The organism is Pseudohongiella sp. SYSU M77423, assembly GCF_029911965.1.
GTDB lineage: Bacteria > Pseudomonadota > Gammaproteobacteria > Pseudomonadales > Pseudohongiellaceae > Pseudohongiella.
This window is the reverse complement of record NZ_JARYTH010000002.1, coordinates 70909-96255: the sequence shown is the minus strand read 5'-3', so window position 1 is coordinate 96255 and position 25347 is coordinate 70909. Positions and strand designations below refer to the sequence as shown.

The following is a 25347-nucleotide window of genomic DNA, read 5'->3' as shown; positions in this document are numbered from 1 at the left end:
TCAACCGTGTACCAGCACACACGGGCCAATGACAAAAAGCCCGCAGACGGACAGTGCTGGCTCCGTCATCAGGCTGCTCTTGTTAACGCTTTTCTCAGGCACGCAGTTGCAGGCTCGCAACCGTTCGATCAAGTCTTTATCAAGTCGACTCCCGGACCTTATTGATAACAATATCAAGGACCTGGGATATACTTAATTGTGTCGTGTCAACGCTGATCGCATCATCGGCAGGTCGTAAAGGTGCCACGGCCCGCTGACTGTCACGCGCATCACGCGCCCGGATATCCGCCAAAAGGTCGCCGATCTTAACATCAATACCCTTTGCAATCAACTGCTTATAACGGCGATCTGCACGCTCTTCAGCAGAGGCTGTCAGGAAGATTTTAACAACCGCCTGAGGGAATACAACCGTACCCATGTCACGCCCATCGGCCACCAGCCCGGGCGGCTGGCGGAAGTCGCGCTGACGCTGTAACAACGCATCCCGAACGGGCGGCAGGGCAGCCACGATCGATGCGTCGGCCCCGGCCTGCTCTGTGCGGATAAACCCTGACACTTCTTCGCCCTGAAACCAGACACTGTCATCAGTACCCGTTCCAAAGCGGATATCCAGCACGGCTGCCAGTGCCGCGACGGCGTTGGCATCATCAAGCTCAATGCTGGCGCGGCGTGCAGCCAGTGCCGTGAGTCGGTAAAGAGCGCCACTATCCAGATAGTGCCAGCCAAGCTGTTCTGCTACCAGGCGGCTGATGGTGCCCTTGCCGGCGCCACCTGGTCCATCAATGGTCAGTACCGGGACCAGTTCTTCACGGCTGAACGTCATCAAACCACCTCCGACAGGACTGCCAGCGGCACGCCGAGCCTGTGCCATATTGCGGCCAGCCCCGGGAAGCGCTGCCTATACTCACCTGCTCCGTTAATATAAGCTGCATGCTGTGTGCTGGTCAGCCAGGCTACTGACAGCATGGCGAGCACACTGTCTCCACGACAATCGATCTGGTTCGGTACAGTCATCCGGTCGCGTCGCAATCCGCTCACCTTCAGGGTATCACCGTCTGCTGCACGCTCGATGGGCAGCCCTGCAGCAACCCAGGGTTGCAGTCGCTGCCAGACGCGATCACAAAAAACTTTATCCAGTTTGATATCCAGTATCTGCTGCCCTACCAGCCCGGCAGCCACCAGGGCCAGACACTGATCATCGGTCAGTGAACCCACGGGCACATTCAGGGCCAGCCGTTCATCGGACAGAGCAGCTGTACCAATCAGGATATCCCGCCCCTCAAGCATAATGTTGTAGCCAATGCCCTGCAGCGTATCCAGCAACTCCGGAAGCTGCGCGGCACCACCTTCTCCAGCAATAACGCGCACCCCCGACCCTTCGAGAGCGGTGGCGGCAATCGCCAGCGCCGCAACCTGGACCGGATCCGCCGGCAGACTGAGCTGGCGCATGTCCTGCCCAACATCCGAAAACACCAGCAAGCTACCATTATCGGGCCCACTGACAGGGACGCCGCCAAGCCTGAGCGCCTGCAGACGCTGCAAGGCCTGTCGATCGTCGGGAAAATTCTCCAATTGCCAGGTACCACCCTCCTTCAGAATCTCGTCCAGACACTCAAGGGCCGACTCGCTGTCGGCGCTCAGCCGGCAGCGGCCGAATACACGCACGGCGACCCCGACGGTCAAAACCTCGGACGCACGCGGTGCCGTCTCACTCACGGAACACTGACCATTGCGAAAGCGCCGGATGAAATCATCCCTGACCTGCTTCGCCCGCCTGAACCTCGACTGCAGAGCATCCCCATCGGCGCGCAACAACAGCGCGCGCATCTGCTGCAGGTCCGCCATGTAGTGATCAAGGACAGCTACGGTGGCGTCGCGGTTTGCCAGAAAGATATCGCGCCACATGACTGGGTCGCTGGAGGCGATACGGCTAAAATCGGCAAACCCGCCCGCTGCAAAATCAAACACCTGCTGGCTGCGATCAGGCTCTCCTACCGACTCGACCAGTGTATTCACCAGCGTATAGGCCAGCAGATGCGGCAGATGGCTGGTGCCAGCCAGCACCTGGTCGTGACGCTGCGCATTCATCGCCCGCACATCCGCGCCCAGACATTGCCACAGCGCCATCACAGTGCGCAGCGCCAGGGGATCATTCTCAGGGATGGGTGTCAGAATAACCTTTCGATTCTGATACAGGTCGGATCGCGACGCAGCATAACCACTTTGCTCCGAACCGGCGATCGGATGCCCGGCAATGAAGCGGCTAACACGTGTACCGAGGGCTGCACGAGCATCCGCGATGACATTGGCTTTGACGCTGGCCGCATCGGTCACAATTGTGTTTTCTCCAAGCAGCGGCGCTATCTGCTCAAGCATCCGCACCACCGTTAAAGTCGGCGTGGCGATCAGGATGATGTCAGCTTCGGGAACCAGCGTACTGAGGTCAGTCGAGAAAGCGTGAATACTGCCATCCAGCAAGGCAGCCTGCAGCTGGCTCTCGTCGCGGCCGCAGGCCAGCACTCGGGCGCAGTGGCCTCCTGCGATCAGCCCACGCGCTACGGAGCCGCCAATCAGACCCAGGCCAACAATAAGAACTGTTTTTCCTTCAAGAAGTTGCACGAGGATACGAACCCAAATTCTTGATTTTCACTGCGCAATCCGCAAGCTGTTTGAATACCTGCCTGACCGCCGTGTCATCATTGTGACCTTCAAAGTCGATAAAAAATACGTACGACCACATGTCGTCCCGCGCCGGCCGCGTCTCCAGCCGGGTGAGACTCACCTGATACTGATCGAAGGGCGCCAGCAGGCGAAACAGCGCTCCGGGCTTGTTTTCGGCGTACACCAGAATGGATGTTTTGTCGTGACCGGTGGGAACTGTCACGTGCTTGCGTGACAGGACCAGAAAGCGGGTGGTGTTGCTTTTGCGGTCATGAATATTCGCGGCCTGAATCTCCAAGCCATAAAGTGCGGCTGCAATATCGCCGGCTATGGCTGCAGTTGATGCGTCTTCTGACGCCAGCCGGGCAGCTTCGGCGTTGCTGCTCACCTCGACCAGTTCCATACCAGGATGATTGGCACGCAACCACAGGCGACACTGTCCCAGCGATTGCTTGTGAGAAACTATACGGCGCAGACTGCCCAACTGGCTGGAGTCCTTCACCAGTAGATTGTGCGCTATCGGCAAAAACACCTCGCCAACAATGGTCAGCGAGGTATCCATCAGGCAATCCAGTGTGGTGTTGACGGCGCCTTCTGTAGAGTTCTCAACCGGGACCACGCCGTAATCAGCCTTGCCGGCTTCAACTTCCAGGAACACATCGTCAATGGTTGCTACGCTGTGCCGGCCAACAGACTTATCATCACCGAAATACTGATTTACCGCCGCATGAGAGAATGTCCCCAACGGTCCGAGGAAGGCAACTACTGGTGCCACCTCAGTCATCGAGCTGTTCCAGCGGCGGCAGATCCTCTTCGGGTTCGGCAACCTGTTCGATGCCGACCAGCGTTTCATCTGTCTTCAGGCGGATCAGGCGCACGCCCTGCGTATTACGGCTCAGTACCGGTACTTCTTCCACGCGTGTGCGCACCAGCGTGCCACGGTCGGAGATCAGCATGATCTGATCGCCGTCGGCAACCTGTACAGCACCCACCAGAGAGCCGTTACGCTCACTGGTCTGCATGGCGATGACACCCTGGCCACCGCGCCCGTACTGCGGGAAGTCTGACGTTTCAGTGCGCTTGCCATAACCGTTTTCACTCACCGTCAGCACCTGCTTGTCCTCTTCCGGAACAATCAGGGAGATGACGCGCTGTCCTTCCTGCAGACGGATACCACGAACACCACGGGCCGTACGACCCATAGGACGCACGTCCGACTCCTTGAAGCGCAGCACCTTGCCAGCAGAACCAAACAGCATGATGTCTTTTTCACCATCGGTCAGTGCGGTGCCGATCAGAGTGTCACCTTCATCCAGCTCAACTGCGCGCAGGCCAACGCTGCGCGGACGCGAGAAGTTCTCCAGCGGTGTCTTCTTGACGGTACCGTTAGCGGTAGCCATAAAGATGAAATAGCCCTCCGTATACTCACGGATGGGCAGCATGCTGGTAATACGCTCACCCTCTTCCAGCGGCAGGATATTGACCAGCGGACGGCCTCGCGAAGTGCGGCTGGCCAGCGGAATATTGAATACACGGATCCAGTAGACTTTGCCGGCACTGCTGAAACACAGCAGCGTATCGTGACTGCTGGCGATCAGCAGATGCTCTACCACATCTTCGTCCTTGACCGACGCTGCCGCCTTGCCCATGCCACCACGGCGCTGCGCCTGATAGTCGGCCAGCGGCTGAGACTTGGCATAACCACTGCGTGAGATGGTCACAACACGATCTTCTTCCGTGATCAGGTCTTCCATGCTCAGGTCAAGTTGCGAACCGACGATCTCGGTACGACGCGGATCAGCATAGTTCGCACGCACCAGATTCATCTCTTCGCGCATCACTTCAAACAGACGGGACTCACTGCCCAGAATCTCCAGAAAATCTGCAATTTGCTGCAGCAACTCTTTGTAATCATTAATGAGTTTTTCGTACTCAAGTCCAGTCAGACGATGCAGACGCAGGTCCAGAATCGCCTGCGCCTGGGCGGGAGACAGGTAGTACTGATCCCCTTTCAGGCCAAACTCTTCAGGCAACTCTTCCGGGCGGCAGGCATCGGCACCGGTCTCACCCAGCATGGCCAGCACGCTGCTGGACAGCCAGGAACGCGCCAGCAGCTTCTCTTTGGCTTCTGCAGAGCTTGGCGACTCCTTGATCAGCTGAATAACAGCATCGATATTGGCCAGCGCAACCGCCAGACCTTCCAGGATATGACCCTTTTCACGCGCCTTGCGCAGCAGATAAATGGTGCGCCGGGTGACCACTTCACGACGATGGCGGATAAAGGACTGCAGAATCTCTTTCAGGTTCAGCAGTCGTGGCTGGCCGTCGACCAGAGCCACCATGTTAATGCCAAACACCGACTGCATCTGGGTCTGGGCATACAGGTTATTCAGCACCACATCGCCGACTTCGCCACGACGCAGTTCGATCACGATTCGCAGGCCATCCTTGTCAGATTCATCACGCAGCTCGGTGATGCCTTCGATTTTCTTTTCCTTGACCAGCTCGGCAATCTTTTCAACCAGACGCGCCTTGTTCAGCTGGTAGGGGATCTCGGTGACGATGATGCTCTGGCGACCTGACTTCTCGTCCTCGATCACCTCCGCCCGCGCGCGCATGTAAATGCGTCCGCGGCCAGTACGGTAGGCCTCTACAATGCCCGCCCGGCCATTAATAATGGCCGCCGTCGGGAAATCGGGTCCTTTTACATACTCCATCAGCTCATCAATGGTGATGTCGTCGTTGTCCAGCAGCGCCAGACAGGCGTCAATCACCTCGCCCAGATTATGCGGCGGAATATTGGTGGCCATGCCCACGGCAATACCGGACGAGCCGTTCACAAGCAGATTGGGGATCTGGGTCGGGAAAACATCCGGGATGCTTTCGGTGCCATCATAGTTATCGGAGAAGTTGACGGTTTCCTTGTCCAGGTCAGCCATCAGGTCATGGGCCATCTTGGCCATGCGGATTTCCGTGTAACGCATGGCAGCTGCCGCGTCACCGTCAATCGAGCCGAAGTTACCCTGACCATCCACCAGCGGATAGCGCAATGAGAAATCCTGTGCCATACGCACAATGGTGTCGTAAACCGCAGAATCGCCGTGTGGATGGTATTTACCGATGACATCACCGACAACACGGGCTGATTTTTTGTAGGGCTTGTTGAAGTCGTTGGACAGGACATTCATTGCGAACAGCACGCGGCGATGTACAGGCTTTAGTCCATCGCGAACGTCCGGCAGCGCCCGCCCCACAATCACGCTCATCGCGTAAGCCAGATAGGATTCCCGCATTTCGCTTTCCAGCGATACCGGCAATACCTGGTTGGTAGATTCCGTCGATTCCGTCATAGTTATTCCGTTTTTTTCGCTTGATCGAGGCGGCAAATGCAGGGCCGCAAAAATTGCTCAATTCTAGCACAACCGACCGTATTCCGGGCATATAAATGCAGGCTCAGATCAAGCTCCTGCTCGCTGGTGTTATTCGTTATAATCCGGGCCTGAGTTTGTCCAACCGGGAGCCTCAATGACGTCACCCCAAATGCCTGACTCCGGTCAGATGTCCATAGATCTGCTGATCAACGCCCGCTGGGTCATTCCCATGGATGACCAGTCCGCGGTACTGGAAAACCATTCAGTCGCCGTGGATCAGGGCCGCATCGTCGCCGTCCTGCCCAGCGCAGTGGCCGACCAGCGCTTCACCGCCAGAGATCAGGTCGATGCCTCCACCCACGCTGTCATGCCGGGCCTGGTGAATGCGCATGGCCATGCTGCCATGAGCCTGCTGCGCGGTGTCGCCGATGATCTGCCCTTGCAGACCTGGCTGGAACAGCACATCTGGCCACTGGAAGGCCGCTGGGTCAGTGAGGATTTTGTCTACGACGGCACCCGTCTCGCTATCGCCGAGATGCTGCGCGGCGGCACTACCTGTTATGCCGACATGTATTTTTTCCCTGAGGCATCTGCGCGGGCAGCGACCGAGGCCGGTATGCGCGTGCAACTGGCTACCCCCATCATCGATTTCCCAACACCCTGGGCGCAGGGCCCGGATGAAGGCATCAGCAAAACCATCAAGCTGCATGATGAATGGCGTCGCAGCACCCTGGTCAGTACCGCTTTTGGTCCGCACGCGCCGTACACAGTGTCCGATCAACCAATCAGCCGAATCGCGCCGCTGGCTGAGGAGATGGACGTGCCTGTGCACATGCACGTGCATGAGACCGCCGGCGAAGTCACTGACTCGCTGGCAAAATTCGGCCTGCGTCCGATTCGCCGACTCAATCAGCTGGGGCTGATGAGTCCGCGCCTGCTGTGCGTTCACGCCACCGCGCTGGACGAGGACGACATCGCCATGATCCGCGATAGCGGTTCTCATGTAGTGCACTGCCCGCAATCCAATCTGAAACTGGCCAGTGGCTTCTGCCAGGTCGACAGATTGATGCGCGAAGGCATCAATGTCGCATTGGGCACCGACGGCGCTGCCAGCAACAACGATCTGGATATGTTTGCCGAGCTCAGCACGGCTGCGATGCTCGCCAAAGCGGTCTCTGGTGATGCCGCCGCCCTGCCCGCCCTGCAGGCGCTGCGCATGGCCACCATTAATGGTGCACGGGCCATGGGACTGGACTCGCTTACCGGCTCCCTGGAGGTCGGCAAACAGGCCGATATCATCGCCGTCGATCTGCACAGCCTGAATACCGTGCCCGTCTACCACCCCGCTTCGCATCTTGCCTACAGCACCCGCAGCGATCAGGTGTCGCACGTCTGGGTCAATGGCAAACGACTGGTGGACAATGGCGAACTGACTAGCATTAACCAGCGTAAACTGTTCGACGACATTCAAGGCTGGCAAACCCTACTGCAGGAATCCTCATGACTGTGAATACCCCGAACCGCGACGACAGCGAAATCCGCAAATTTGAAGCGCTGGCTGCGCGCTGGTGGGACCCGAACAGCGAATTTCGACCTCTGCACGAAATCAATCCGCTACGCATGGGTTTCATCAATCGCAAGGTCAATGTGGCTGGCAAGCGATGCATTGATATTGGCTGTGGTGGCGGCATTCTGAGCGAGGCTCTGGCCCGTCAGGGCGCTTCCGTGACGGCAATCGACCTGGCAGAGGCCTCACTGGCCGTTGCCCGTCTGCATCAACTGGAGAGCGGTCTGGACGATATCCGTTACGAGAACATCTCTGCAGAGGAAATGGCAGAACAGGAAGCCGGACAATACGATGTCGTGACCTGCCTGGAAATGCTTGAACACGTGCCTGACCCGGAAGCGGTTGTGGCCGCCTGCGCCCGGCTTGCCAAACCCGGCGGCCACCTGTTCTTCTCGACCATCAATCGCAACCCGAAATCCTGGCTGTTTGCCATCGTGGGCGCAGAATACGTACTCAACCTGCTGCCACGCGGCACACATGACTACGCCAAATTCATCAAGCCCTCGGAACTGGCCAACTGGTGCCGCCATCAGGACCTTGAACAGGGAGAACTGACGGGCATGACCTACAATCCGCTGACCAAGCAGTACAAGCTGGCGCCGGATGTCAGCGTCAACTACCTGGTTCATTACCAGAAGCCATGAGTATGCAGACCCCGGAATTTCCACTGCAAACACAGGTGGCCGCAGTGCTGTTCGACCTGGACGGCACGCTGGTCCATACGGCGCCTGACTTCAGCGATGTGCTGCAGCAGCTTTGCCAGCAGGCCGGCATCGCTGCGCCCAGTGAGCAGGCGGTGCATGCCACCGTGTCCAGCGGCGCAAGAGCACTGGTTAAACTTGCTTTCGACAGGGAGCCAGGCGATCCGGACTTCGAGCCGCTGCTGACCGAACTGCTGGAGCGCTATTTCGATCGCATTCAGCAAACACAATCTGCGCTTTATCCCAATATGGCCGCACTACTGGCCACGCTGGCCGGTCGCGACATACCCTGGGGCGTAGTGACCAACAAGCCGGTACGCTTCAGCGAACCTCTGATGCGATCGCTTGGACTCCATGAGCAGTGCGCCGTGCTGATCTGTCCGGATCACGTCAGCCGCAGCAAGCCCGACCCTGAGCCCCTGCTGCTGGCCTGTAAGCAATTGGGAGTTTCCCCGAAGCAATGTATTTACGTAGGAGATCATCCACGCGACATCGATGCTGGCCGCGCGGCTGGCATGCACACCGTGGCGGCCGGCTGGGGGTATCTGCCCCCGGAGCCACCGATTGAACAATGGCAGGCGGATTTTATCGCCGGCCAGGTAATCGACCTGGCAAACCACATGAGCCAACACGCACAACAAAAGGAGTTTTCATGAGCGATCAATTGTCCGGCAAACTGATTCTGGTGACCGGCGCAGGCGACGGCATCGGCAAAGCCGCCGCGCTTGCTTACGCGCAACAGGGCGCCACCGTCATTCTGCTGGGCCGGACGCAGGCCAAACTGGAAGCTGTCTATGACAGCATCGTCGGGCAGGGCCTACCCGAACCGGTAATTCACCCGCTGGACCTGGCCAGTGCGACGGTCGACGACTACAACCTGCTTGGCAAATCAATTCTGGAGCAGTTTCCGGCGCTGGACGGCCTTTTGCACAATGCCAGCGTGCTGGGCGCTCTGGGTCCTATCGAGCACTACCCGGCTGAACAGTGGACCAAGATCATGCAGATCAACGTCAACGCCATGTTCATGCTGACAAAAGCGCTACTGCCGGCACTGGCAAAATCGGACGATGGCCGCATTCTGATGACTTCTTCCAGTGTGGGCCGCAAAGGTCGCGCCTACTGGGGTGCCTATGCAGTCAGTAAATTCGCAACCGAAGGTCTGATGCAGGTGCTGGCTGAGGAACTGCGCAACACCTCATCCATTCGCGTCAACTCAATCAACCCGGGAGCCACCCGCACGGAAATGCGACGCGCAGCCTACCCGGCTGAGGACCCGGCAACGTTGCCAACCGCTGAATCCCTGATGCCCGCCTACGTTTACCTGATGTCAGCGCAAAGCAGGGCCATTCACGGGGAAGCGCTGGATATACGTGAACTGCTGGCGAGGGTGCAAAACGACCATGCGTCGGCGAACTGACGCCGGCAGGCGGCAAAGCGACGGGAAACCGGCAATTCTTGCCGCTTTCCCGTGGCAATAAGCGGCAAACTCCTATCAAAAACATCATATTTCATCTGTATCTAATTGTTTTGAATAACAAATAAAACAACTTCAAAAATTCTGGCACGTTTTTCGCTTCTTCGGCCCCATAAGTCCAGGCCGGAGACAGACATGGCATTACCACTCAGCACCGCCGAAACTACGGAACTGCGCATCGTCAAAGCTGACGATGCTGTACTTGCGTCAGCCAGCCCGCGCGTTACCAAAGCGCTAGGGACCCTCGAGTCGCGTGTACAACTGATGACCGCACTGCAGGCGTCGCTGTCCGTTGATGCAATTCTGCTGGCTTTTTTCAGACATGCCCAGACTCGCCTGAGAATCAGCGGCATGTGGTACCGACATAACGAAGCATCTGAGCAACTGACTTTTGGTACTGAGGGCACTCATTCGCTTGCCTATCGCTTGATTACCCGCGAGCTGCACCTTGGCGAGCTGATTGTGTCACGACAGCGCGTATTCTCCGCCAATAACATGGCAGAGTTTGAAGACATGCTGATGTCACTGCTGCACCCCCTGAATAACGCACTCAGATACGCCGCTGCCCTGAAGGCTGCCCGAACTGACAGCCTGACCCAGATCGGCAATCGTGCCGCACTGCACGAGTCGCTCGATTTCGCCATCAACTCTGCCAAACGCTACCAGCACTCCCTTTCGGTGCTGCTGGTCGACCTGGATAGTTTCAAACAGATAAACGACGGTCACGGTCACGAAACAGGCGACCGGGTGCTGCAGGAAGTTGTGGCGGCCATCATTGATGCCACCCGCAATACAGATCAGTGCTTCCGCCTGGGTGGTGATGAGTTTGTGGTTCTGTTGGGCAGCACACCAGCGACCGGTGCAGCAATCATCGCCGAACGGGTCTGTCAGGCAATCGCCTCACTCAACATCTGCAGCGACAGCGGCAACATTGTTACCTCTGCCAGTGTTGGCGCGGCGACATGGCAGGCCGATGAATCGCTGACCGAACTGCTGGAACGTGCAGACATGGCCATGTACCAGGCCAAAGCTCACGGTGGCAACACAAGTCTGAGTCAGAACAACAACAACGCTACTCCCCACTCGATATCGCTCTGAAAAGGAAACTTTCAATGCCATCAGCTACCTATGAACTGGCGACCGCCGACACACTCAAGCCCGACGTGTCTGACAGTCAGCTTACTGAACGCAAAAGCAGGTCAGAGCGACTGCGTGAACAACTTCTTAACAACCTGAATGGCACCACCGAGCTGGCCGCTCTGCAGGAGCGCCTGCTCAACAGCCTGACCCAGGGCATGGGTGTGGATGGCTTGCACTACCAGCACGAAGCACTGGATGTTGACATACAGATTGGTAGCGAAGCCCTTCACAGCTGCGGTTATCGCCTGCTGGCAACCAATGAGTACCTGGGGGAAATCACCTTCAAGCGTAATCGGCGTTTTAGTGAACGTGAACTGGCACTGATCGAATCAGTCATCCCGGCTCTGATGAAACCGCTGCGAGCCAGTCTTAAGACCCGCGAACGCTGATCAGGCGCCGCGGGCCAGGCGGTCAGTCGTGTCAGCGACGCCGCTTGTTGTTGCGGGTCGGGCGTCGGGTTGTCCCCGTCGGAGGCGTCATACCTGCTGTTTCATACAGACCAATGACCTCGGCAGTTTTCATCTCGTAGAACTGACCCTTTTTGACGCGGCTGGGAATGAATACCGGCCCGTAACGCACTCGCTTCAGGCGGCTGACACGCACGCCCTGCGATTCCCAGAGTTTACGCACCTCGCGGTTACGTCCTTCCATGATCACCACGTGATACCAGCGATTCCTGCCCTCACCGGCAAAAAACTGCACATCTGTAAAGCGACACAGATGTTCGTCAATCATCACACCCTTGAGCAGGGTCTTGATCATTTCATCGCTCACCTCGCCCATCACGCGGACCGCATATTCACGATCGATGTTGGCTGAGGGATGCATCAGGCGATTTGCCAGCTCACCATCAGTGGTGAACAGCAGCAGTCCACTGGTATTAAAATCCAGACGTCCTACCGCAACCCAGCGACCATGTTTGATGGGCGGCAGATGGTCATAAACTGACGGACGACCTTCAGGGTCCTTGGCACTGCAGATTTCATTTTCGGGTTTGTTGTAAAGCAGCACGCGTGGCAGATTGCCGTCACCCGAAGTGTTGGCTACCTTTTTGCCATCCACCATGATGGTGTCAGTTGCCGATGCGCGGTCACCCAGCGTGGCGATCTTGCCGTTAACACGGACACGCCCGTCACTTATCCAGGTTTCCATTTCGCGGCGCGATCCGAACCCGGCGCGCGCCAGTACTTTCTGTAATTTCTCGTCCTGTTGGACTTCATTTGTCATCAGATTCTTCTTCCTGCTTTTGGCGGCCGTAACCCAGAATATCGTCCAGTGGACGTTTGGCCAGCGCCATCGCCTCGTCCTCGTCAATCAATTTGTCCGGATCTACCGGCTCGGCATCGGGATCCTCTCCTGCATCGCTGTCTTCATCAGGCAGAACAAGTACGCGACCCTCGTGCTCTTCACCCAGGTCCAGCTCCGGGTTCAACTGGTCAAGGTCACGGATTTCGGCCAGTGGTGGCAGTTCCTGAAGGCTCTTTAGATTGAAATGATCAAGAAAGTGCCTTGTGGTCGCAAACATGGCTGGCCGACCGGGCACATCACGGTGCCCCACTACCCGTATCCACTCGCGATCCAGCAGGGTACGGATAATCGTCGAGCTGACGGCAACGCCCCGGATTTCCTCAATATCCCCGCGGGTTATCGGCTGGCGATAAGCGATCAGACCCAATGTCTCCAGCAGAGCACGGGTATAACGCTGTGGTTTTTCCTCTGACAGCCGGCCTATCCACGGACTGAGATGCTGACGTACCTGAAAGCGGAACCCCGAGGCCACTTCCTTGAGTTCGAAGCCGCGACCCTCGCACTGCTCTGCGATCCGGGCCAGTGTCTCACGGATCTGATCGTTTGCGGGGCGTTCTTCTTCCACGAACAGCTCTGCCAGCGCTGCTACCGACAGCGGCTTGCCAGCAGACAGCAGCAGCCCTTCAATGATCTGCTGCAGCAGGCTCTCGTCTATTTCCTGCGGCGCGTGGGTAATTTCCTCTACTGCCGCTTCCTGCTCTTCAGTCTGGCCATCGCTGGCGTCTGTGTCGGGACCCTGAGCATTTTGCTGCTCGTCATCCCGCTCATTGTCTGTCATTGCATCCGTACTCATATCAACTGACTCATTTCTGTTCTGTTAGCTGCGCGCCTTGATGTGGATGGGAGCAAACGGTTCATGCTGCACGATATCCACCAGTGAATCCTTGATCAGTTCCATTACCGCCAGGAATGTAACTACCACGCCTAACCGGCCCTCTTCCCGCATCAGCAGGGATACCAACGGCACAAAACGCTCACTGGACAGACGCACCAGGATCTCAGCCATTTTCTCCCGGGTGGAGAGTGTCTCGCGCTGCACCTGGTGATGCTCGAACATATCAGCACGTCGCAGGGCACCTGCCAGCGCCGCCAGAATTTCGTGCAGCTCCACGACCGGGTCAGGTGAGGTCCGCTCAAGCTGCGGGCCTTTGGCACCGGCCAGATAAATGTCGCGCTCTATGCGTGGCAGATTATCCAGGTCCTCGGCAGCCTTTTTATAGCGCTCATACTCCTGCAGACGGCGAATCAGCTGGGCGCGCGGATCCTCTTCGTCCTCTTCCTCGTCCTTGCTGCGTGGCAACAGCATGCGCGATTTGATCTCTGCCAGCATGGCAGCCATCACCAGGTATTCGGCAGCCAGCTCAAACTGGTGCGACTCCATCAGATCAACATAGGCCATGTACTGCTCGGTGATCAACGACACATCAATATCGAGGATATCGATATTCTGTCGTTTGATCAGGTACAGCAGCAAATCCAGCGGCCCTTCAAAGGCCTCAAGAAAGACTTCCAGCGCATCCGGCGGGATATAAAGATCTTGCGGCAGCTGAGTGATGGCTTTGCCGGCAACATAGGCAAATGGCATCTCGGTCTGCGGTCTCAGCTCCTGATTGCTGGATTCAGTGTCGGTCATTTCACTCATCGCAAATTGGTCTTCATCGATAGGCCAGCCCCATCGCTTCGCGAACATCACGCAGCGTTTCACGGGCGGACTCGCGCGCCTGCTCGCAGCCATCAGCCAGGATGGAGCGCACAAGGTCAGGGTCTTTTTCGTACTGACGGGCTCGATCCTGGATCGGTTCAAGTTCAGCCACCACCGCATCAATCACTGGCTTTTTGCAGGCCAGACAGCCGATACCCGCATTGCGACAGCCGTCCTGCACCCAGGCTTTGGTGCTATCGTCGGAGTACACTTCGTGAAGCTGCCATACCGGACACTTGTCCGGGTCACCCGGATCGGTCAGACGCACCCGCGCCGGATCGGTGGGCATGGTGTTTATTTTTTTGGCAACCGTGTCCAGTTCTTCGCGCAGAGGAATGGTATTGCCATAGGACTTGGACATTTTCTGACCATCCAGACCCGGCATCTTGGCAGCAGGCGTCAGCAGCGCCTGCGGCTCCGCCAGAATCATCTTGCCACTGCCTTCCAGGTAACCATACAGACGCTCTCGGTCACCCAGAGAAATATTCTGTTGTTCACGAATCAAAGCCTGCGCTCGTTCCAGGGCATCGTGGTCACCCTTCTCCTGATAGGCGGTGCGCAGCGTCTGGTAAAGGCGCGCGGCCTTCTTGCCCATTTTCTTGACGGCAGCAACCGCATTCTCCTCAAAGCCAGGTTCACGACCATACAGGTGATTGAAGCGGCGCGCCACTTCACGCGTCAACTCCACATGCGCAACCTGGTCAGCGCCCACCGGTACCTGGCCGGCTCGGTAAATCAGAATGTCGGCGCTTTGCAGCAGGGGGTAACCCAGAAAACCATAGGTTTCCAGATCCAGGTCTCGCAGCTTCTCCTGCTGGTCCTTGTAGCTCGGCACTCGTTCCAGCCAGCCCAATGGCGTCATCATGGACAACAGCAGATGCAGCTCAGCGTGTTCCGGCACGCGCGACTGGATGAACAGCGCAGCCGAGCCCGGGTTCACACCGGCAGCCAGCCAGTCAATGACCATGTTCAGAGCATGTTCTTCAATCATTTGAGGGGAGGCGTAATGGGTGGTAAGCGCATGCCAGTCAGCCACAAAAAAGAAGCACTCAAACTCGTGCTGTAGTTTGACCCAGTTCTTCAAAACGCCATGATAATGGCCAAGATGCAGCTGCCCGGTCGGACGCATCCCCGACAGTACCCGTTTTTGTGATTCCACTGTAGACAAACGACCCTCTCCCTTTCGCTAAAAAACAAGGCCGTATTATGGCATGAAACAATGACGGCGTACGGACTTTAAACGCGCCGCAGCCTTACTGGAATGGCGCCGGATCACCCTTGCCTGCACGGACAAGTTGTGGACTGCCGTCGACCAGATCGACAACCGTGGTTGCCTCAAGGCCGCAGGCGCCACTGTCCACGATCAGATCCACCAGATTACCCATCTGTTCCTCGATATCATAGATCTCGGAAAGCGGATGTTCCTCGCCCGGCAGAATCAGACTGGTGGTCATCACCGGCTCGCCGGTTGCTTCCAGTAGCGCCTGCGCAACCGCATGATCGGGGATTCGCAAGCCGATGGTTTTTCGCTTTGGATGCATAAGCCGGCGCGGCACTTCGGCGGTGGCCGGCAGGATGAACGTATAAGGGCCAGGTGTGTAGGCCTTGAGCAGACGATAAGCACTGTTGCTGACACGAGCATAGGTGGCAATTTCCGAGAGATCCCGGCACATCAGAGTCAGGTTATGCTTGTCAGACAACTGCCGAATACGGCGAATGCGCTCCAATGCGTTCTTGTCGCCAATATGACAGGCCAGTGCGTAGGTCGAATCTGTCGGGTAAACCACCACACCGCCACCCAGCAGTATATCGGCGGCCTGACTGATTTTGCGCGGTTCCGGATTATCCGGATGTATTTCCAGCGTTTGTGCCATAACCGTTAATCGAGATCCTTGGTTGTTCCGTGTGTTAATGGGGCTGAGTTTGACTCAAGACCTGAGAGCCTTTCGGTTCGCCGTCAGCCCGGGTTTGCCTTTGTACAGGGACTTTCCTATGATCGGCATCCTCGATTGGCGCCGCATCACAAAGGGTGCTAACCCGAAAAAGTAGCAAACAATAACAGGCCGCCTGAGCAAAGTCGACCAATGCAGGTCGGCATGGCCGGCGGCTACACAAACGAGGAATTTCAATGCTCTATGCCATCATCAGCGAAGACGTCGAGAACAGCCTGCCACTGCGCATGCCGGTCCGCCCGGCCCACCTGACACGCGTGGAAGCGCTCAAGGCCGAAGGTCGTCTGATCATTGCCGGACCGCACCCGGCCATCGACAGCAATGACCCCGGCGATGCCGGATTCACTGGCAGCCTGATCATCGCCGAATTCGAGTCTCTGGAGGCCGCCCGCGCCTGGGCTGACGAAGACCCCTACGTCAAGGCTGGCGTCTACCGCAGCGTCACGGTCAAACCCTTCAAGCAGGTATTGCCCTGACAAGCGGCCCGCAATCAGGGCGTGGGTGCCGGTCGCAGATCCGGGTATTCACGATCCAGAATCGCGTTCCAGACTATCAGATCAATGGACTTGCGCTCCCACAGGGGCGCAATGTCACCCTCAATGGTCACCTTGACCATCGTATCCCCGCGACGAATGCTGTTAACAACATCCATGCCACTGGTCACATAACCGAAGACCGAATGCCCACCATCCAGATGCGGCGTGGGCAGGTGAGTTATAAAAAACTGGCTGCCATCTGTACCCGGACCCGCATTGGCCGTGGATATCACGCCCGGCCGATTGTGACGCAGATTGGTCTCACCGCTAAAGGTATAACCCGGGCCACCACGGCCGGTTCCTTCCGGATCGCCGGTCTGGATCATGAAGCGCGGCTCGACGCGGTGAAAAGTCAGACCATCGTAGTATCCACGCATGGCCAGATTGACAAAATTGGCCACCGAGGTCGGCGCGGCCCGCTCGTTCAGGCTCAGCACGATGTTGCCCCGACTTGTCTCTATGGTGGCGGTAATACCCTGGGCTGACACACTCGCCATCCAGCTGAGCGAGAGACCTGCTGTCAGCACAAACTGGAACACAAACTTCAGCAAACCACGCTTTGCATACAATCCGAATTTCAACGCAACCTCCCATTCAATCGCATTAACCATCTACGTCACTTCGTATCAACAGACATCAAACCCGCATCCAGATCCAGTGTTACCGGTGCGTGGTCAGAAAAAAATGCGTCCGTATAAATACTGGCCGCTTTCACTGCAGGCACCAGGCCTGGCGTTATCACGTGGTAGTCGAGACGCCACCCAACATTCCTGGCGCGTGCCTGACCGCGATTCGACCACCAGCTGTACTGCTCTGGCTGCTGATTGACCAGCCGGAACGAATCAACATAACCGACTTTATCATATAGCGTATCCAGCCACGCGCGCTCTTCAGGCAAAAAGCCCGAGTTTTTCTGGTTGGCCCGCCAGTTCTTCAGATCAATCGGCTTATGACACATATTCCAGTCAGCGCAGATGACATATTCGCGGCCATCAGCGCGAAAACCCTTCAGTAGTGGCAGAAAGCGATCCAGAAATTCGAACTTGAAGGCCTGCCGCACTTCGCCGCTGGAGCCGGAGGGCATATACAGCGATATGACACTCAAGCGACCAAAATCCGCCTGCAGATAGCGCCCTTCACTATCAGCTGCCTCCCAGCCAAGGCCGAACTGGACGCGATCGGGCTCGCGGCGCGAGAGAATTGCCGTACCCGAATAACCCTTTTTCTCAGCATCACAGTAGTAACAGTAGTAGCCCTCGGGCCGGAAAACAGAGTCCTGCAGCTGGGCATCCTGCGCCTTGGTTTCCTGAATACAGAGAACGTCCGCGCCATGATCAGCAAACCAGTCGAAAAAGCCTTTTCGGGCGGCCGAGCGGATGCCGTTAGCGTTAAATGTGGTGATACGCATACCTGTTCCCGTCTGCCAGAGCTAAAAACGCGCAAGTGTAACCCCGCAGGGATGGGTCAGCAATTGACTCAACCCGACCAGTCGGACTGAAAACCCGTCATTTTGCCGCTAAAACGTTACGCTCCACCGCATAACGAAAAATATTTACAAAAAAGTGTTACCTTAATTCGCATTTGTGTTACTATACGCATCGTTGCCAAGGCCCAAAACGCCGAAAGTAACAAAACAGGAAACACACCGTTGTTTTAAAACGTTTCGAGAGCCCAAAAGGAGAGATATTCATGAGCGAACTGATCATCAGCGCACGAGCCGCATTGATCACAGTCACTGTTGTAACAGCTTCAATCGCTGTTCCAGTACTGACCATCCTGGCAAACAGCTAATTGCCAGATGGTTCTGCCCCTTAAAGGCAGACCTTGCGCCAGGCGCACAATTTCGGTGTCGCACCACAGACTCAGGTAGCTGACACCCGTCTCAGGATCCGACCCTGAGCAAATTAAAGATTCAGTGAATTCGCGGCTACACTGCCCAACAGGAAGACGCAGATTCAACAGGTTTTGCTAGTGCTATATCCGCGTGGACGGTTTTTTCGCCAGCTCTGACTTGTCAGCGCTGGCGTTTTTATTTTTGGTCCTGGAATGTTTTCAGGGGCAGGCTTGCCCAGAATGCATCAGGCCACTGTTTTCAGCTTGTCCACAAAATGACATGGTTTGTGGCGACTATCGAGCTGCTGCGCAATGATCCCTTCCCACGCCGTTCTGCAGGCGCCCGTTGAGCCAGGCATACAGAAAACGATAGTGCCGTTGCTGATCCCGGCAAAGGCGCGGGACTGAATGGTAGAACTGCCGATCTCTGCGTGAGAAAGATAACGGAAAATCTCACCAAACCCATCAATATGCATGTCCAGCAGCGGCGTGACCGCCTTGACGGTATTGTCCCGATGCGTAAAACCGGTGCCGCCGGTCAGTAACACGGCCTGCACCTGATCATCTGCGATCAGTGTGGCAACCAGCGCGCGCAGTTTGTAGGTGTCGTCTTTGACAATATGCTTTGCAAGCACCTGATGCCCGGCGTCTGTCAGACTCTGCTGCAGAAAACGCCCTGAACTGTCTGTCTCCTCAGTGCGGGTATCAGAGACGGTCACAACGACCGCATTCACAGGCTTGAAGCCTGATTCACCTTTGCTCATGCTTGCTCACTAACCTCCAGTCATGTTCATCAAACGCACAGGCTGCGCATAGTCCTGCTCATAAAAATGGTGTCGCTCTGGCTTCAGGTCCATGGCCGCGATAATCGCTGCCTTGAGCTCATCGCTGGCGGGCTCCCGCTCCAGATCAGCCAGTGACAGTTCATCCGGTGGTGGAGGTGCCAGATCAGCCACCGCCCCGCGATGTCCGCGCAGTACCGCGCGCAGATCTGAGGAGTGTTCGTTGCCAAGGCACAACAGCAGGCGGCCTTCCACAGTAACGCGCACGCGATTGCAGTCAGCGCAGAAATTGTGCGACATCGGTGAGATAAAGCCGATTCGGTTGTCGTAGCCGGCTACGTTGTAATATTTTGACGGGCCCGCAGTCTGAGCATCAGTGCTGACAAGCGTATACCGACTCTGAATCTGCTCGCGGACCCAGTCGTTACTGCAGACGGTGTCTTCACGGGCATGATCCGAGGCCTGCCCCAGCGGCATTTCCTCAATAAAAGCAATATCCACGCCCTGCTCCAGCGCGTAGTCGGTCAGGGCCATTACTTCGTCATCGTTATAACCCTTCATGATGACGCTGTTAAGGCGTATACGCTCGAAACCCTGTTTTCTGGCCTCGGCTATACCTGCCATGACGCGCTGCAGACTGCCAACCCGGGTAATACGTTTAAAGCGATCGGCATCCAGGCTGTCGATACTGATGTTGATGCGATTGACACCTGCATCACGCAGCGGCCCTGCCAGTTTTTCCAGTTGCGCTCCGTTGGTGGTAAGCAGCAGCTCATCCAGCCCTGGCAATCGTCCAAGCGCCTCGATCAGCGACATGACGTTGTTGCGAACCAGCGGTTCACCACCGGTCAGGCGCAGGCGTCTGACACCCAGTTCAGTAAAGGCCTTGCCGAGCTGGTAAATCTCTTCAAGGCTCAGCACCTGCCGTCTGGGCAGAAAGGTCATTTCTTCGGTCATGCAGTACACGCAGCGAAAATCGCAACGGTCTGTCACCGACAGACGCACATAGTCGACACGCCGTCCGAAGCGGTCAATCAGACCCTCTTTCTCGGCATTCGCTATCACGGCATCAGTAACCGCGTTGTCAGTGGTACTACTGCTTACACTCATTATCCACACTCAGAGGGAGGCAACACATTTTGCCTGCCATTTGAAAACGACTTGTCGAGCCAACTGTCGGCTCAGGGTACAGCATCGCTGATCAGCATCTGCAATCTGACCGGCTCCGCCCCGGAACTGTCAGCATCTGCAGCTGGCTCATCAGCTGATGTGTTCAGCTTAACAGGTTCTGAGCGCACCTGATAATCGCCGCTTTGCACATCAGCGGTTCCACCCACAGCCACAGTGGCCACCACAATGACCTCCTCTGCCGAGGAAAGGTTAAATGGGCCCACCGCATCAGTATCACTCAGGCTGACAATTGCCGGCAGATCCGCGACAGTCATCAATTTCGCCGCCAGCGGTGGACCGGGACGGCTGGTGTCCTGTGCCGACACAAACACGCGCGTCTCGCCAGGGACATCGATTTCAGGTGACAGTGCCAGGCTGATCTCAAGTTGCGGCGTGCCTGCCGTATCGACTTCACCACCTTCCTGCTGCATCAACTGAGCCTGCGCCTCGGCGATCATGGCGCGCAGGAACTGGGCATCTTCACTGCCCTGCACGGTACTTCCCAGCAGCTGCTGCCAATAGGTCAGAGCTGACTGATAATCGCCGTTAACAAATGCGTCGGCGCCAAGCAGCTGCAATACCGACGGTTCGGACGGGTTGAGACGCTGCGCGCGGGTGATGATTTCCTGCACCCGCCCGGTCATCTGCTGACCCTCCGCAACATACTGTGCCTGCGCGTATTGCCCGAGGATAACAGCCTGGTCCTGCGGATGCTCAATATTGTCTGCAGCATTTCGGAACGCCAGCGCGGCTTCATTGAACTGTCCCAGCGACACCAGGTTACGGGCCATGAAATACCAGGCCCAGCCATTACTGCGATCGTTCTCGATCACGGCACCCAGTTCAAATATCAGGTCCTGCAGGGCCTGCGGATCGTCTTGAGCCTGTCGGCTGCGCTCAAACAATTCGGCGACGCGCAGGTCATTGCCAGCTCCCCATACACTGTACAGATAAATAGTGGCTGGCAGCATTGCCAAAACCATGATCACTGGGATCAGGCGCGATGGACCAAGCCATGACAAGGGTTTGCCTGGATTCTTTTTGCGATCAGCAGGGTTCAGGGCATCGGCACTGACGTCACTCAGCACTGTACGTGACAGCTCCGCCTCAAGCGCATCGTACTGCGGCTTATCGATCAGCCCTTCATCAAGCTCTGCCTGCAGTTCGGCCAGGCGTTCGCGGTAAATCCTCAGGTTGGCGGCGTCGCGCTCGCGCTCACCCACCACCACACGCTTCGAGTGTCGCAGCAGCGGGAGCACCACAAATACAATCGCCAGCACAAAGAGCAGGCTGCTGATTATCCAGAACAAGTAGTCACCTCAAGATCGGTTGGTGGGGTTGTCGGCATCGGGCTGATCATTCAGCAGGCGGGACAACCGGGCTTTTTCCTCGGCGCTCAGCGTCACTGCCGTTTCGCGCTCAGTCTCATCAGTCGTCTCCGCTCTGCCGCCACTGCTGCGGGTGATGTTGCGTGCAATCCACACACCAGCCAGCAGGAACAGGATGGGACCAAACCACAGTAAAACTGTCTGCAGCGTCAATCGGGGACGATACAGAATAAAATCGCCATAGCGCTGCAGCATGAACGCTTCAATTTCTTCATCGCTCATGCCTTCCATGATCATGCGATAGATCTCGCGACGCAGATCCGCTGCAACGCCACCCGGCGAGCTGCTCAGATTGGCGTTCTGACACATCGGACAGCGAAAATCATTGGATAGCTGGCGAAATCGCTGCTCCTGCTCGGTGGTCTCGAAATCATAGACATCCACCGGCGCCTGCGCCTGAACCTCAGGACTGATGATCATCCACACGGCGAACACGCAAGCAAGGCAGGCCAGCAGGTACTGCGGCTGCAGTCGGCGGCCCGGTATCAGGGTTGCAGAAACGCTCATGAGCCTGCCACCTGGTTCTCCGATTGCAACTGACGGACAACCGGCATTATCTCATCCTGCCAGGCACGGTAATCGATGGTGCCGATATGCTTGTAGCGGATGAAACCATTGGCATCCACAATAAAGGTTTCAGGTGCACCATATACACCCAGGTCAATACCATAGCGGCCAGTGTCATCAACTATATTCAGCGTGAAGGGATTGCCGTTAATGTCCAGCCATTCACGCGCGGCATCATCGGTATCTTTGTAGTTAACGCCAATAATGGGCACGAGGTTTTGCTCACGCGCTGCCATGAAAATCGGATTTTCCTGCAGGCACGGCAGACAGTAGCTGCCCCAGATATTCAGGATAAACGGTTCATCCGGTAGATCCTCGACAGTCGCCAGTTGATCGCCAGGTTCCAGCGTGCGCAGCTCAAAGTCGGGCAACTCCCGGTCGATCAGCATGGATGGAAGCGTTCGCGAATCCAGATACAGACCGCGCCACATGAACACCGCCAGTACTGCAAACACAATAACGGGAAGAAACAGCTTCAGATTTTTCATGATCAGTGCTCTCCTGCCAGCCTGGCTTCAGCTGGCTGCTCATCAGCGCTTGCCTGCTTGCTGACCTTGTAGCGTCGATAACGTTTATCAGTCACTGCAAGAATGCCACCAAAGGCGATGAAGATGGTTCCCAGCCAGATCCAGCGCACAAAGGGTTTGACGTACAGGGTCATCGACCAGGCACCATTGTCTCGCGGGTCACCCAGCGTCACGAACAGATCGCGCAGGAAGCGACCATCAATACCCATGTGGGTCGCGGGTGTATTGCTGGCCGTGTAGAGCTGCTTCTGCGGATGCAGCGTACGCAGGAACTCGCCGTCACGCAGCACCCGGATCGTGCCCTCATCAGCTATATAGTTGGGCCCCTGCACTGGCCGCGTACCTTCAAACACAAAAGTGTAACGCCCCAGATCTGCCTGTTGACCGGCCTGCAGCAACACACTGCGTTCAATGCTGTAGATACTGGTCAGGCAGGCGCCGGCCATGGTCATGACAAATCCAAAATGTGCCAGCTGCATGCCCCAGTAACTGACCGGCAGACTCTTGAGCCCCGCCATCAGCGACGGTTTGTTGGCCACTTTGCCGGCCACATCACGCAGCATCGAGAACATGATCCATAGCGCCAGAACACACACACCAATAGTGCCAAGTGGTACAGACATGGTCAGCAGCACCGGTATCGCCACACCCAGCACTACCGCAGCAATGGCCACGCGTGTCAGCTGTTGCCGCAGATACTCACGTGAAGTGCGCTTCCAGCGCGCCACCGGACCGATGCCAAGAAGTACAACCAGAATGCCCATCAGGGGTACAAAAATGGTATTGAAGTACGGCGGACCCACCGATATCAGGTCTCCACCGGAAACCGCCTGGTACACCATGGGATACAGGGTACCGAGCAGGATTGCGGCACTCGCCACGACCAGGATAAGGTTGTTGGCCAGCAGGAAAACTTCCCGAGACCAGTTGCCGAATCCGAACTCACTTTTGAGAATGGGCGCACGGATGGCATACAGCAGCAGCGACCCGCCGACGATCAGACCCAGAAAACCGAGGATATATACGCCGCGCGTCGGATCCGTTGCAAACGCGTGGACCGAGGTCAGCAGACCCGAACGCGTGATAAAGGTACCCAGCAGACTGGAGGCAAAGGCCATGATGGCCAGTAGCACGGTCCAGCTCTTGAACACGCCACGCTTTTCTGTTGCCGCCAGCGAGTGAATCATAGCCGCACCGAGCAACCAGGTGATCAGCGGCGGATTCTCTACCGGGTCCCAGGCCCACCATCCACCCCAGCCCAGTTCGTAATAGGCCCACCAGGAGCCCAGTGACAGCCCCAGCGTAAGAATCGCCCAGGCAGCATTGGCCCAGGGCCGGCACCATCGCGCCCAGGCCGCATCCAGACGCCCGCTGAGCAGTGCGGCGACGGCAAAGGCAAACACCACAGAAAAGCCAACATACCCCATGTACAGCGACGGCGGATGCACAATAAAAGCAAAATCCTGCAGCGCCGCATTCAGGTCAGCACCGTCTGCCGGTGGCAGCGGCAGGACACGATCAAAGGGGTTTGATGTCGCCAGCATGAACAGCGTGTAACCCACGCAGATCAGACCCATGACACCGAGCACACGGGCGATGAATTCCTCCGGCACAGATTTGCTGAAAATGGACACTGCCAGCATCCAGCCCCCCAGCATCCAGGTCCAGAACAGGAAGGAGCCTTCGTGACCACCCCACACTGCCGTTATCTTGTACTGCAAAGGTAGATTGGTGTTGGAATGGTTGGCAACAAACTGCACGGAAAAATCATCGGTGACAAAGCTGTAGCCCAGAATCACCAGACTGATGCTCAGAAAAACAAAAACACCAGCCGTCAAAGGACGTGCCAGCGACATCCACAGCGTGTTGTCACGAGCGGCACCGATTATCGGCAATGTGCCCAGCACAATGCTCAGGCAGAAGGCCAGGATCAGCGCAAAATTACCAAGTTCCGGAATCATCAGGTGCCTCCCTGCGTCATGCTGCGCTGCAGCTCGGCAGCATCCATGGCGGCTTTGACCTCGGGACTCATATAGTTTTCATCGTGCTTGGCAAGGACCCGCGATGCTATGAATGTGCCATCTGCTCCCATAGCTCCTTCCACCACAATGCCCTGCCCTTCGCGGAACAGGTCGGGCAGTATGCCGCTGTAATAAATATCGACGTCATGGCTGTAATCAGTGGCAATAAAACGCACCTGCAGGTCCTGCTGATTGTGCTCGACAGAACCTTCCTTGACCATGCCACCAACGCGGATTCGCTGACCTGGTGTCACTTCTCCAGCAGCCACCTGTGACGGTGTAAAAAACAGATCAATATTGCTGCTGAGTGCATACAGCGACAGGCCAATGGCAACACTCAAACCTGTGGCAATAAACAGAATAATACCCAGCTTCTTTCTGCGATGCGGTTTCATGACTGGCTCCCATTGTCCGGGCCAGCGTGGCCCGCCCCTGATGACGTCGACCGGGCCCGCGCTGCCAGCTCGGCATCACGGTTGGCCCGGCGTTTCTGTTCCTGAACAAACTGTTTGCGCTGCAGGCGCGGCTGCAGCAGGTTGTAACTGATGAAGATGGCAAACAACAGGTAGACAATCCACACGTGAAAGGTGTAATTGCCCATCTGGAGAAACTCACCCAGGCTTGAAAACTGCAGTGTCGGCATGATC

At 56.8% G+C, this 25347-nt stretch carries 26 protein-coding genes; 7 read left to right on the top strand and 19 right to left on the bottom strand.

The window, feature by feature from the left end; genetic code table 11:
* Nucleotides 1-139: 139 nt before the first annotated feature.
* The 4 genes from cmk to gyrA are packed head-to-tail and all read right to left on the bottom strand — an operon-like array spanning nt 140 to nt 6011.
* Nucleotides 140-823: a (d)CMP kinase gene (cmk, locus tag QGM61_RS04260; protein ID WP_281132126.1), complete on the bottom strand. Its 684-nt coding sequence runs from the start codon at nt 821-823 to the stop codon at nt 140-142.
* A complete protein-coding gene (locus tag QGM61_RS04255; RefSeq protein ID WP_281132125.1) occupies nt 823-2619 on the bottom strand; it encodes a prephenate dehydrogenase in 1797 nt (598 codons plus the stop codon). Before QGM61_RS04255 ends, cmk begins: the two co-directional genes overlap by 1 nt.
* A complete protein-coding gene (gene pheA / locus QGM61_RS04250; RefSeq protein ID WP_237134229.1) occupies nt 2606-3445 on the bottom strand; it encodes a prephenate dehydratase in 840 nt (279 codons plus the stop codon). The genes QGM61_RS04255 and pheA overlap by 14 nt, the downstream gene beginning before the upstream one ends.
* Nucleotides 3438-6011, bottom strand: a complete 2574-nt coding sequence (gene gyrA, locus QGM61_RS04245; protein WP_281132124.1) for a DNA gyrase subunit A — start codon at nt 6009-6011, stop codon at nt 3438-3440. The genes pheA and gyrA overlap by 8 nt, the downstream gene beginning before the upstream one ends.
* Nucleotides 6012-6186: 175 nt before the next feature.
* Between gyrA and QGM61_RS04240 the strand changes: the two genes are divergently transcribed.
* The 6 genes from QGM61_RS04240 (at nt 6187) to QGM61_RS04215 (ending at nt 11303) form a co-directional block, all read left to right on the top strand.
* Complete coding sequence (locus tag QGM61_RS04240; RefSeq protein ID WP_281132123.1) at nt 6187-7536, top strand: TRZ/ATZ family hydrolase; 1350 nt, start codon at nt 6187-6189, stop codon at nt 7534-7536.
* Entirely contained in the window at nt 7533-8243 is a 711-nt protein-coding gene (gene ubiG, locus QGM61_RS04235) for a bifunctional 2-polyprenyl-6-hydroxyphenol methylase/3-demethylubiquinol 3-O-methyltransferase UbiG (protein ID WP_237134232.1), read from the top strand. The genes QGM61_RS04240 and ubiG overlap by 4 nt, the downstream gene beginning before the upstream one ends.
* Nucleotides 8240-8956, top strand: a complete 717-nt coding sequence (locus tag QGM61_RS04230) for an HAD-IA family hydrolase (protein WP_281132122.1) — start codon at nt 8240-8242, stop codon at nt 8954-8956. The genes ubiG and QGM61_RS04230 overlap by 4 nt, the downstream gene beginning before the upstream one ends.
* On the top strand, nt 8953-9717 hold the full coding sequence (locus QGM61_RS04225; RefSeq protein WP_237134234.1) for a YciK family oxidoreductase: 765 nt from the start codon (nt 8953-8955) through the stop codon (nt 9715-9717). The genes QGM61_RS04230 and QGM61_RS04225 overlap by 4 nt, the downstream gene beginning before the upstream one ends.
* 192 nt (nt 9718-9909) lie before the next feature.
* Nucleotides 9910-10872: a GGDEF domain-containing protein gene (locus QGM61_RS04220; RefSeq protein ID WP_281132121.1), complete on the top strand. Its 963-nt coding sequence runs from the start codon at nt 9910-9912 to the stop codon at nt 10870-10872.
* A 14-nt stretch (nt 10873-10886) separates the two neighbouring features.
* The gene (locus QGM61_RS04215) at nt 10887-11303 is read left to right on the top strand and encodes a hypothetical protein (protein WP_237134236.1); all 417 of its coding nucleotides are present in this window, start codon (nt 10887-10889) and stop codon (nt 11301-11303) included.
* A gap of 31 nt (nt 11304-11334) precedes the next feature.
* Here the strand turns inward: QGM61_RS04215 and rluB are convergent, their stop codons facing one another.
* The 5 genes from rluB to QGM61_RS04190 all read right to left on the bottom strand — a co-directional run bounded on the left by rluB (nt 11335) and on the right by QGM61_RS04190 (nt 15798).
* Nucleotides 11335-12141 (bottom strand): 23S rRNA pseudouridine(2605) synthase RluB, encoded by an 807-nt coding sequence (gene rluB / locus QGM61_RS04210; RefSeq protein WP_237134237.1) that lies wholly within the window; start codon nt 12139-12141, stop codon nt 11335-11337.
* Entirely contained in the window at nt 12131-13015 is an 885-nt protein-coding gene (gene scpB / locus QGM61_RS04205; protein ID WP_272907277.1) for an SMC-Scp complex subunit ScpB, read from the bottom strand. Before scpB ends, rluB begins: the two co-directional genes overlap by 11 nt.
* Before the next feature lie 24 nt (nt 13016-13039).
* Nucleotides 13040-13864: a segregation and condensation protein A gene (locus QGM61_RS04200; protein ID WP_237134238.1), complete on the bottom strand. Its 825-nt coding sequence runs from the start codon at nt 13862-13864 to the stop codon at nt 13040-13042.
* Between the two features lie 13 nt (nt 13865-13877).
* A complete protein-coding gene (locus QGM61_RS04195; protein WP_237134239.1) occupies nt 13878-15092 on the bottom strand; it encodes a tryptophan--tRNA ligase in 1215 nt (404 codons plus the stop codon).
* A gap of 85 nt (nt 15093-15177) precedes the next feature.
* Nucleotides 15178-15798 (bottom strand): L-threonylcarbamoyladenylate synthase, encoded by a 621-nt coding sequence (locus QGM61_RS04190; protein WP_237134240.1) that lies wholly within the window; start codon nt 15796-15798, stop codon nt 15178-15180.
* 254 nt (nt 15799-16052) lie between these two features.
* On the opposite strand from QGM61_RS04190, the gene QGM61_RS04185 reads away from it, so the two are divergent.
* Entirely contained in the window at nt 16053-16352 is a 300-nt protein-coding gene (locus QGM61_RS04185) for a YciI family protein (RefSeq protein ID WP_237134241.1), read from the top strand.
* Nucleotides 16353-16366: 14 nt separating this feature from the next.
* Here QGM61_RS04185 and QGM61_RS04180 read toward each other — a convergent pair whose 3' ends face one another.
* From QGM61_RS04180 to ccmD, 10 genes are all read right to left on the bottom strand, one after another.
* Nucleotides 16367-16993 (bottom strand): peptidylprolyl isomerase, encoded by a 627-nt coding sequence (locus QGM61_RS04180; RefSeq protein WP_317622137.1) that lies wholly within the window; start codon nt 16991-16993, stop codon nt 16367-16369.
* Between the two features lie 35 nt (nt 16994-17028).
* Nucleotides 17029-17820, bottom strand: coding sequence for an exodeoxyribonuclease III (locus QGM61_RS04175; RefSeq protein WP_281132120.1), 792 nt, complete (start codon nt 17818-17820; stop codon nt 17029-17031).
* A 670-nt stretch (nt 17821-18490) separates the two neighbouring features.
* Nucleotides 18491-19009, bottom strand: a complete 519-nt coding sequence (moaB, locus tag QGM61_RS04170) for a molybdenum cofactor biosynthesis protein B (protein ID WP_237134243.1) — start codon at nt 19007-19009, stop codon at nt 18491-18493.
* Between the two features lie 9 nt (nt 19010-19018).
* Nucleotides 19019-20137 carry a GTP 3',8-cyclase MoaA gene (gene moaA / locus QGM61_RS04165; RefSeq protein WP_237134244.1) on the bottom strand — a complete coding sequence of 373 codons (1119 nt, stop codon included), beginning with the start codon at nt 20135-20137 and terminating at the stop codon, nt 19019-19021.
* Between the two features lie 71 nt (nt 20138-20208).
* Nucleotides 20209-21507, bottom strand: coding sequence for a c-type cytochrome biogenesis protein CcmI (ccmI, locus tag QGM61_RS04160; RefSeq protein WP_281132119.1), 1299 nt, complete (start codon nt 21505-21507; stop codon nt 20209-20211).
* 9 nt (nt 21508-21516) lie between these two features.
* Complete coding sequence (locus QGM61_RS04155) at nt 21517-22092, bottom strand: cytochrome c-type biogenesis protein CcmH (protein ID WP_237134246.1); 576 nt, start codon at nt 22090-22092, stop codon at nt 21517-21519.
* A complete protein-coding gene (locus QGM61_RS04150) occupies nt 22089-22640 on the bottom strand; it encodes a DsbE family thiol:disulfide interchange protein (protein WP_281132118.1) in 552 nt (183 codons plus the stop codon). The genes QGM61_RS04155 and QGM61_RS04150 overlap by 4 nt, the downstream gene beginning before the upstream one ends.
* A 2-nt stretch (nt 22641-22642) precedes the next feature.
* Nucleotides 22643-24640 (bottom strand): heme lyase CcmF/NrfE family subunit, encoded by a 1998-nt coding sequence (locus QGM61_RS04145; protein ID WP_281132117.1) that lies wholly within the window; start codon nt 24638-24640, stop codon nt 22643-22645.
* Nucleotides 24640-25095 carry a cytochrome c maturation protein CcmE gene (ccmE, locus tag QGM61_RS04140; protein WP_237134249.1) on the bottom strand — a complete coding sequence of 152 codons (456 nt, stop codon included), beginning with the start codon at nt 25093-25095 and terminating at the stop codon, nt 24640-24642. The genes QGM61_RS04145 and ccmE overlap by 1 nt, the downstream gene beginning before the upstream one ends.
* On the bottom strand, nt 25092-25343 hold the full coding sequence (gene ccmD, locus QGM61_RS04135) for a heme exporter protein CcmD (RefSeq protein ID WP_237134250.1): 252 nt from the start codon (nt 25341-25343) through the stop codon (nt 25092-25094). The genes ccmE and ccmD overlap by 4 nt, the downstream gene beginning before the upstream one ends.
* Nucleotides 25344-25347: the final 4 nt, after the last annotated feature.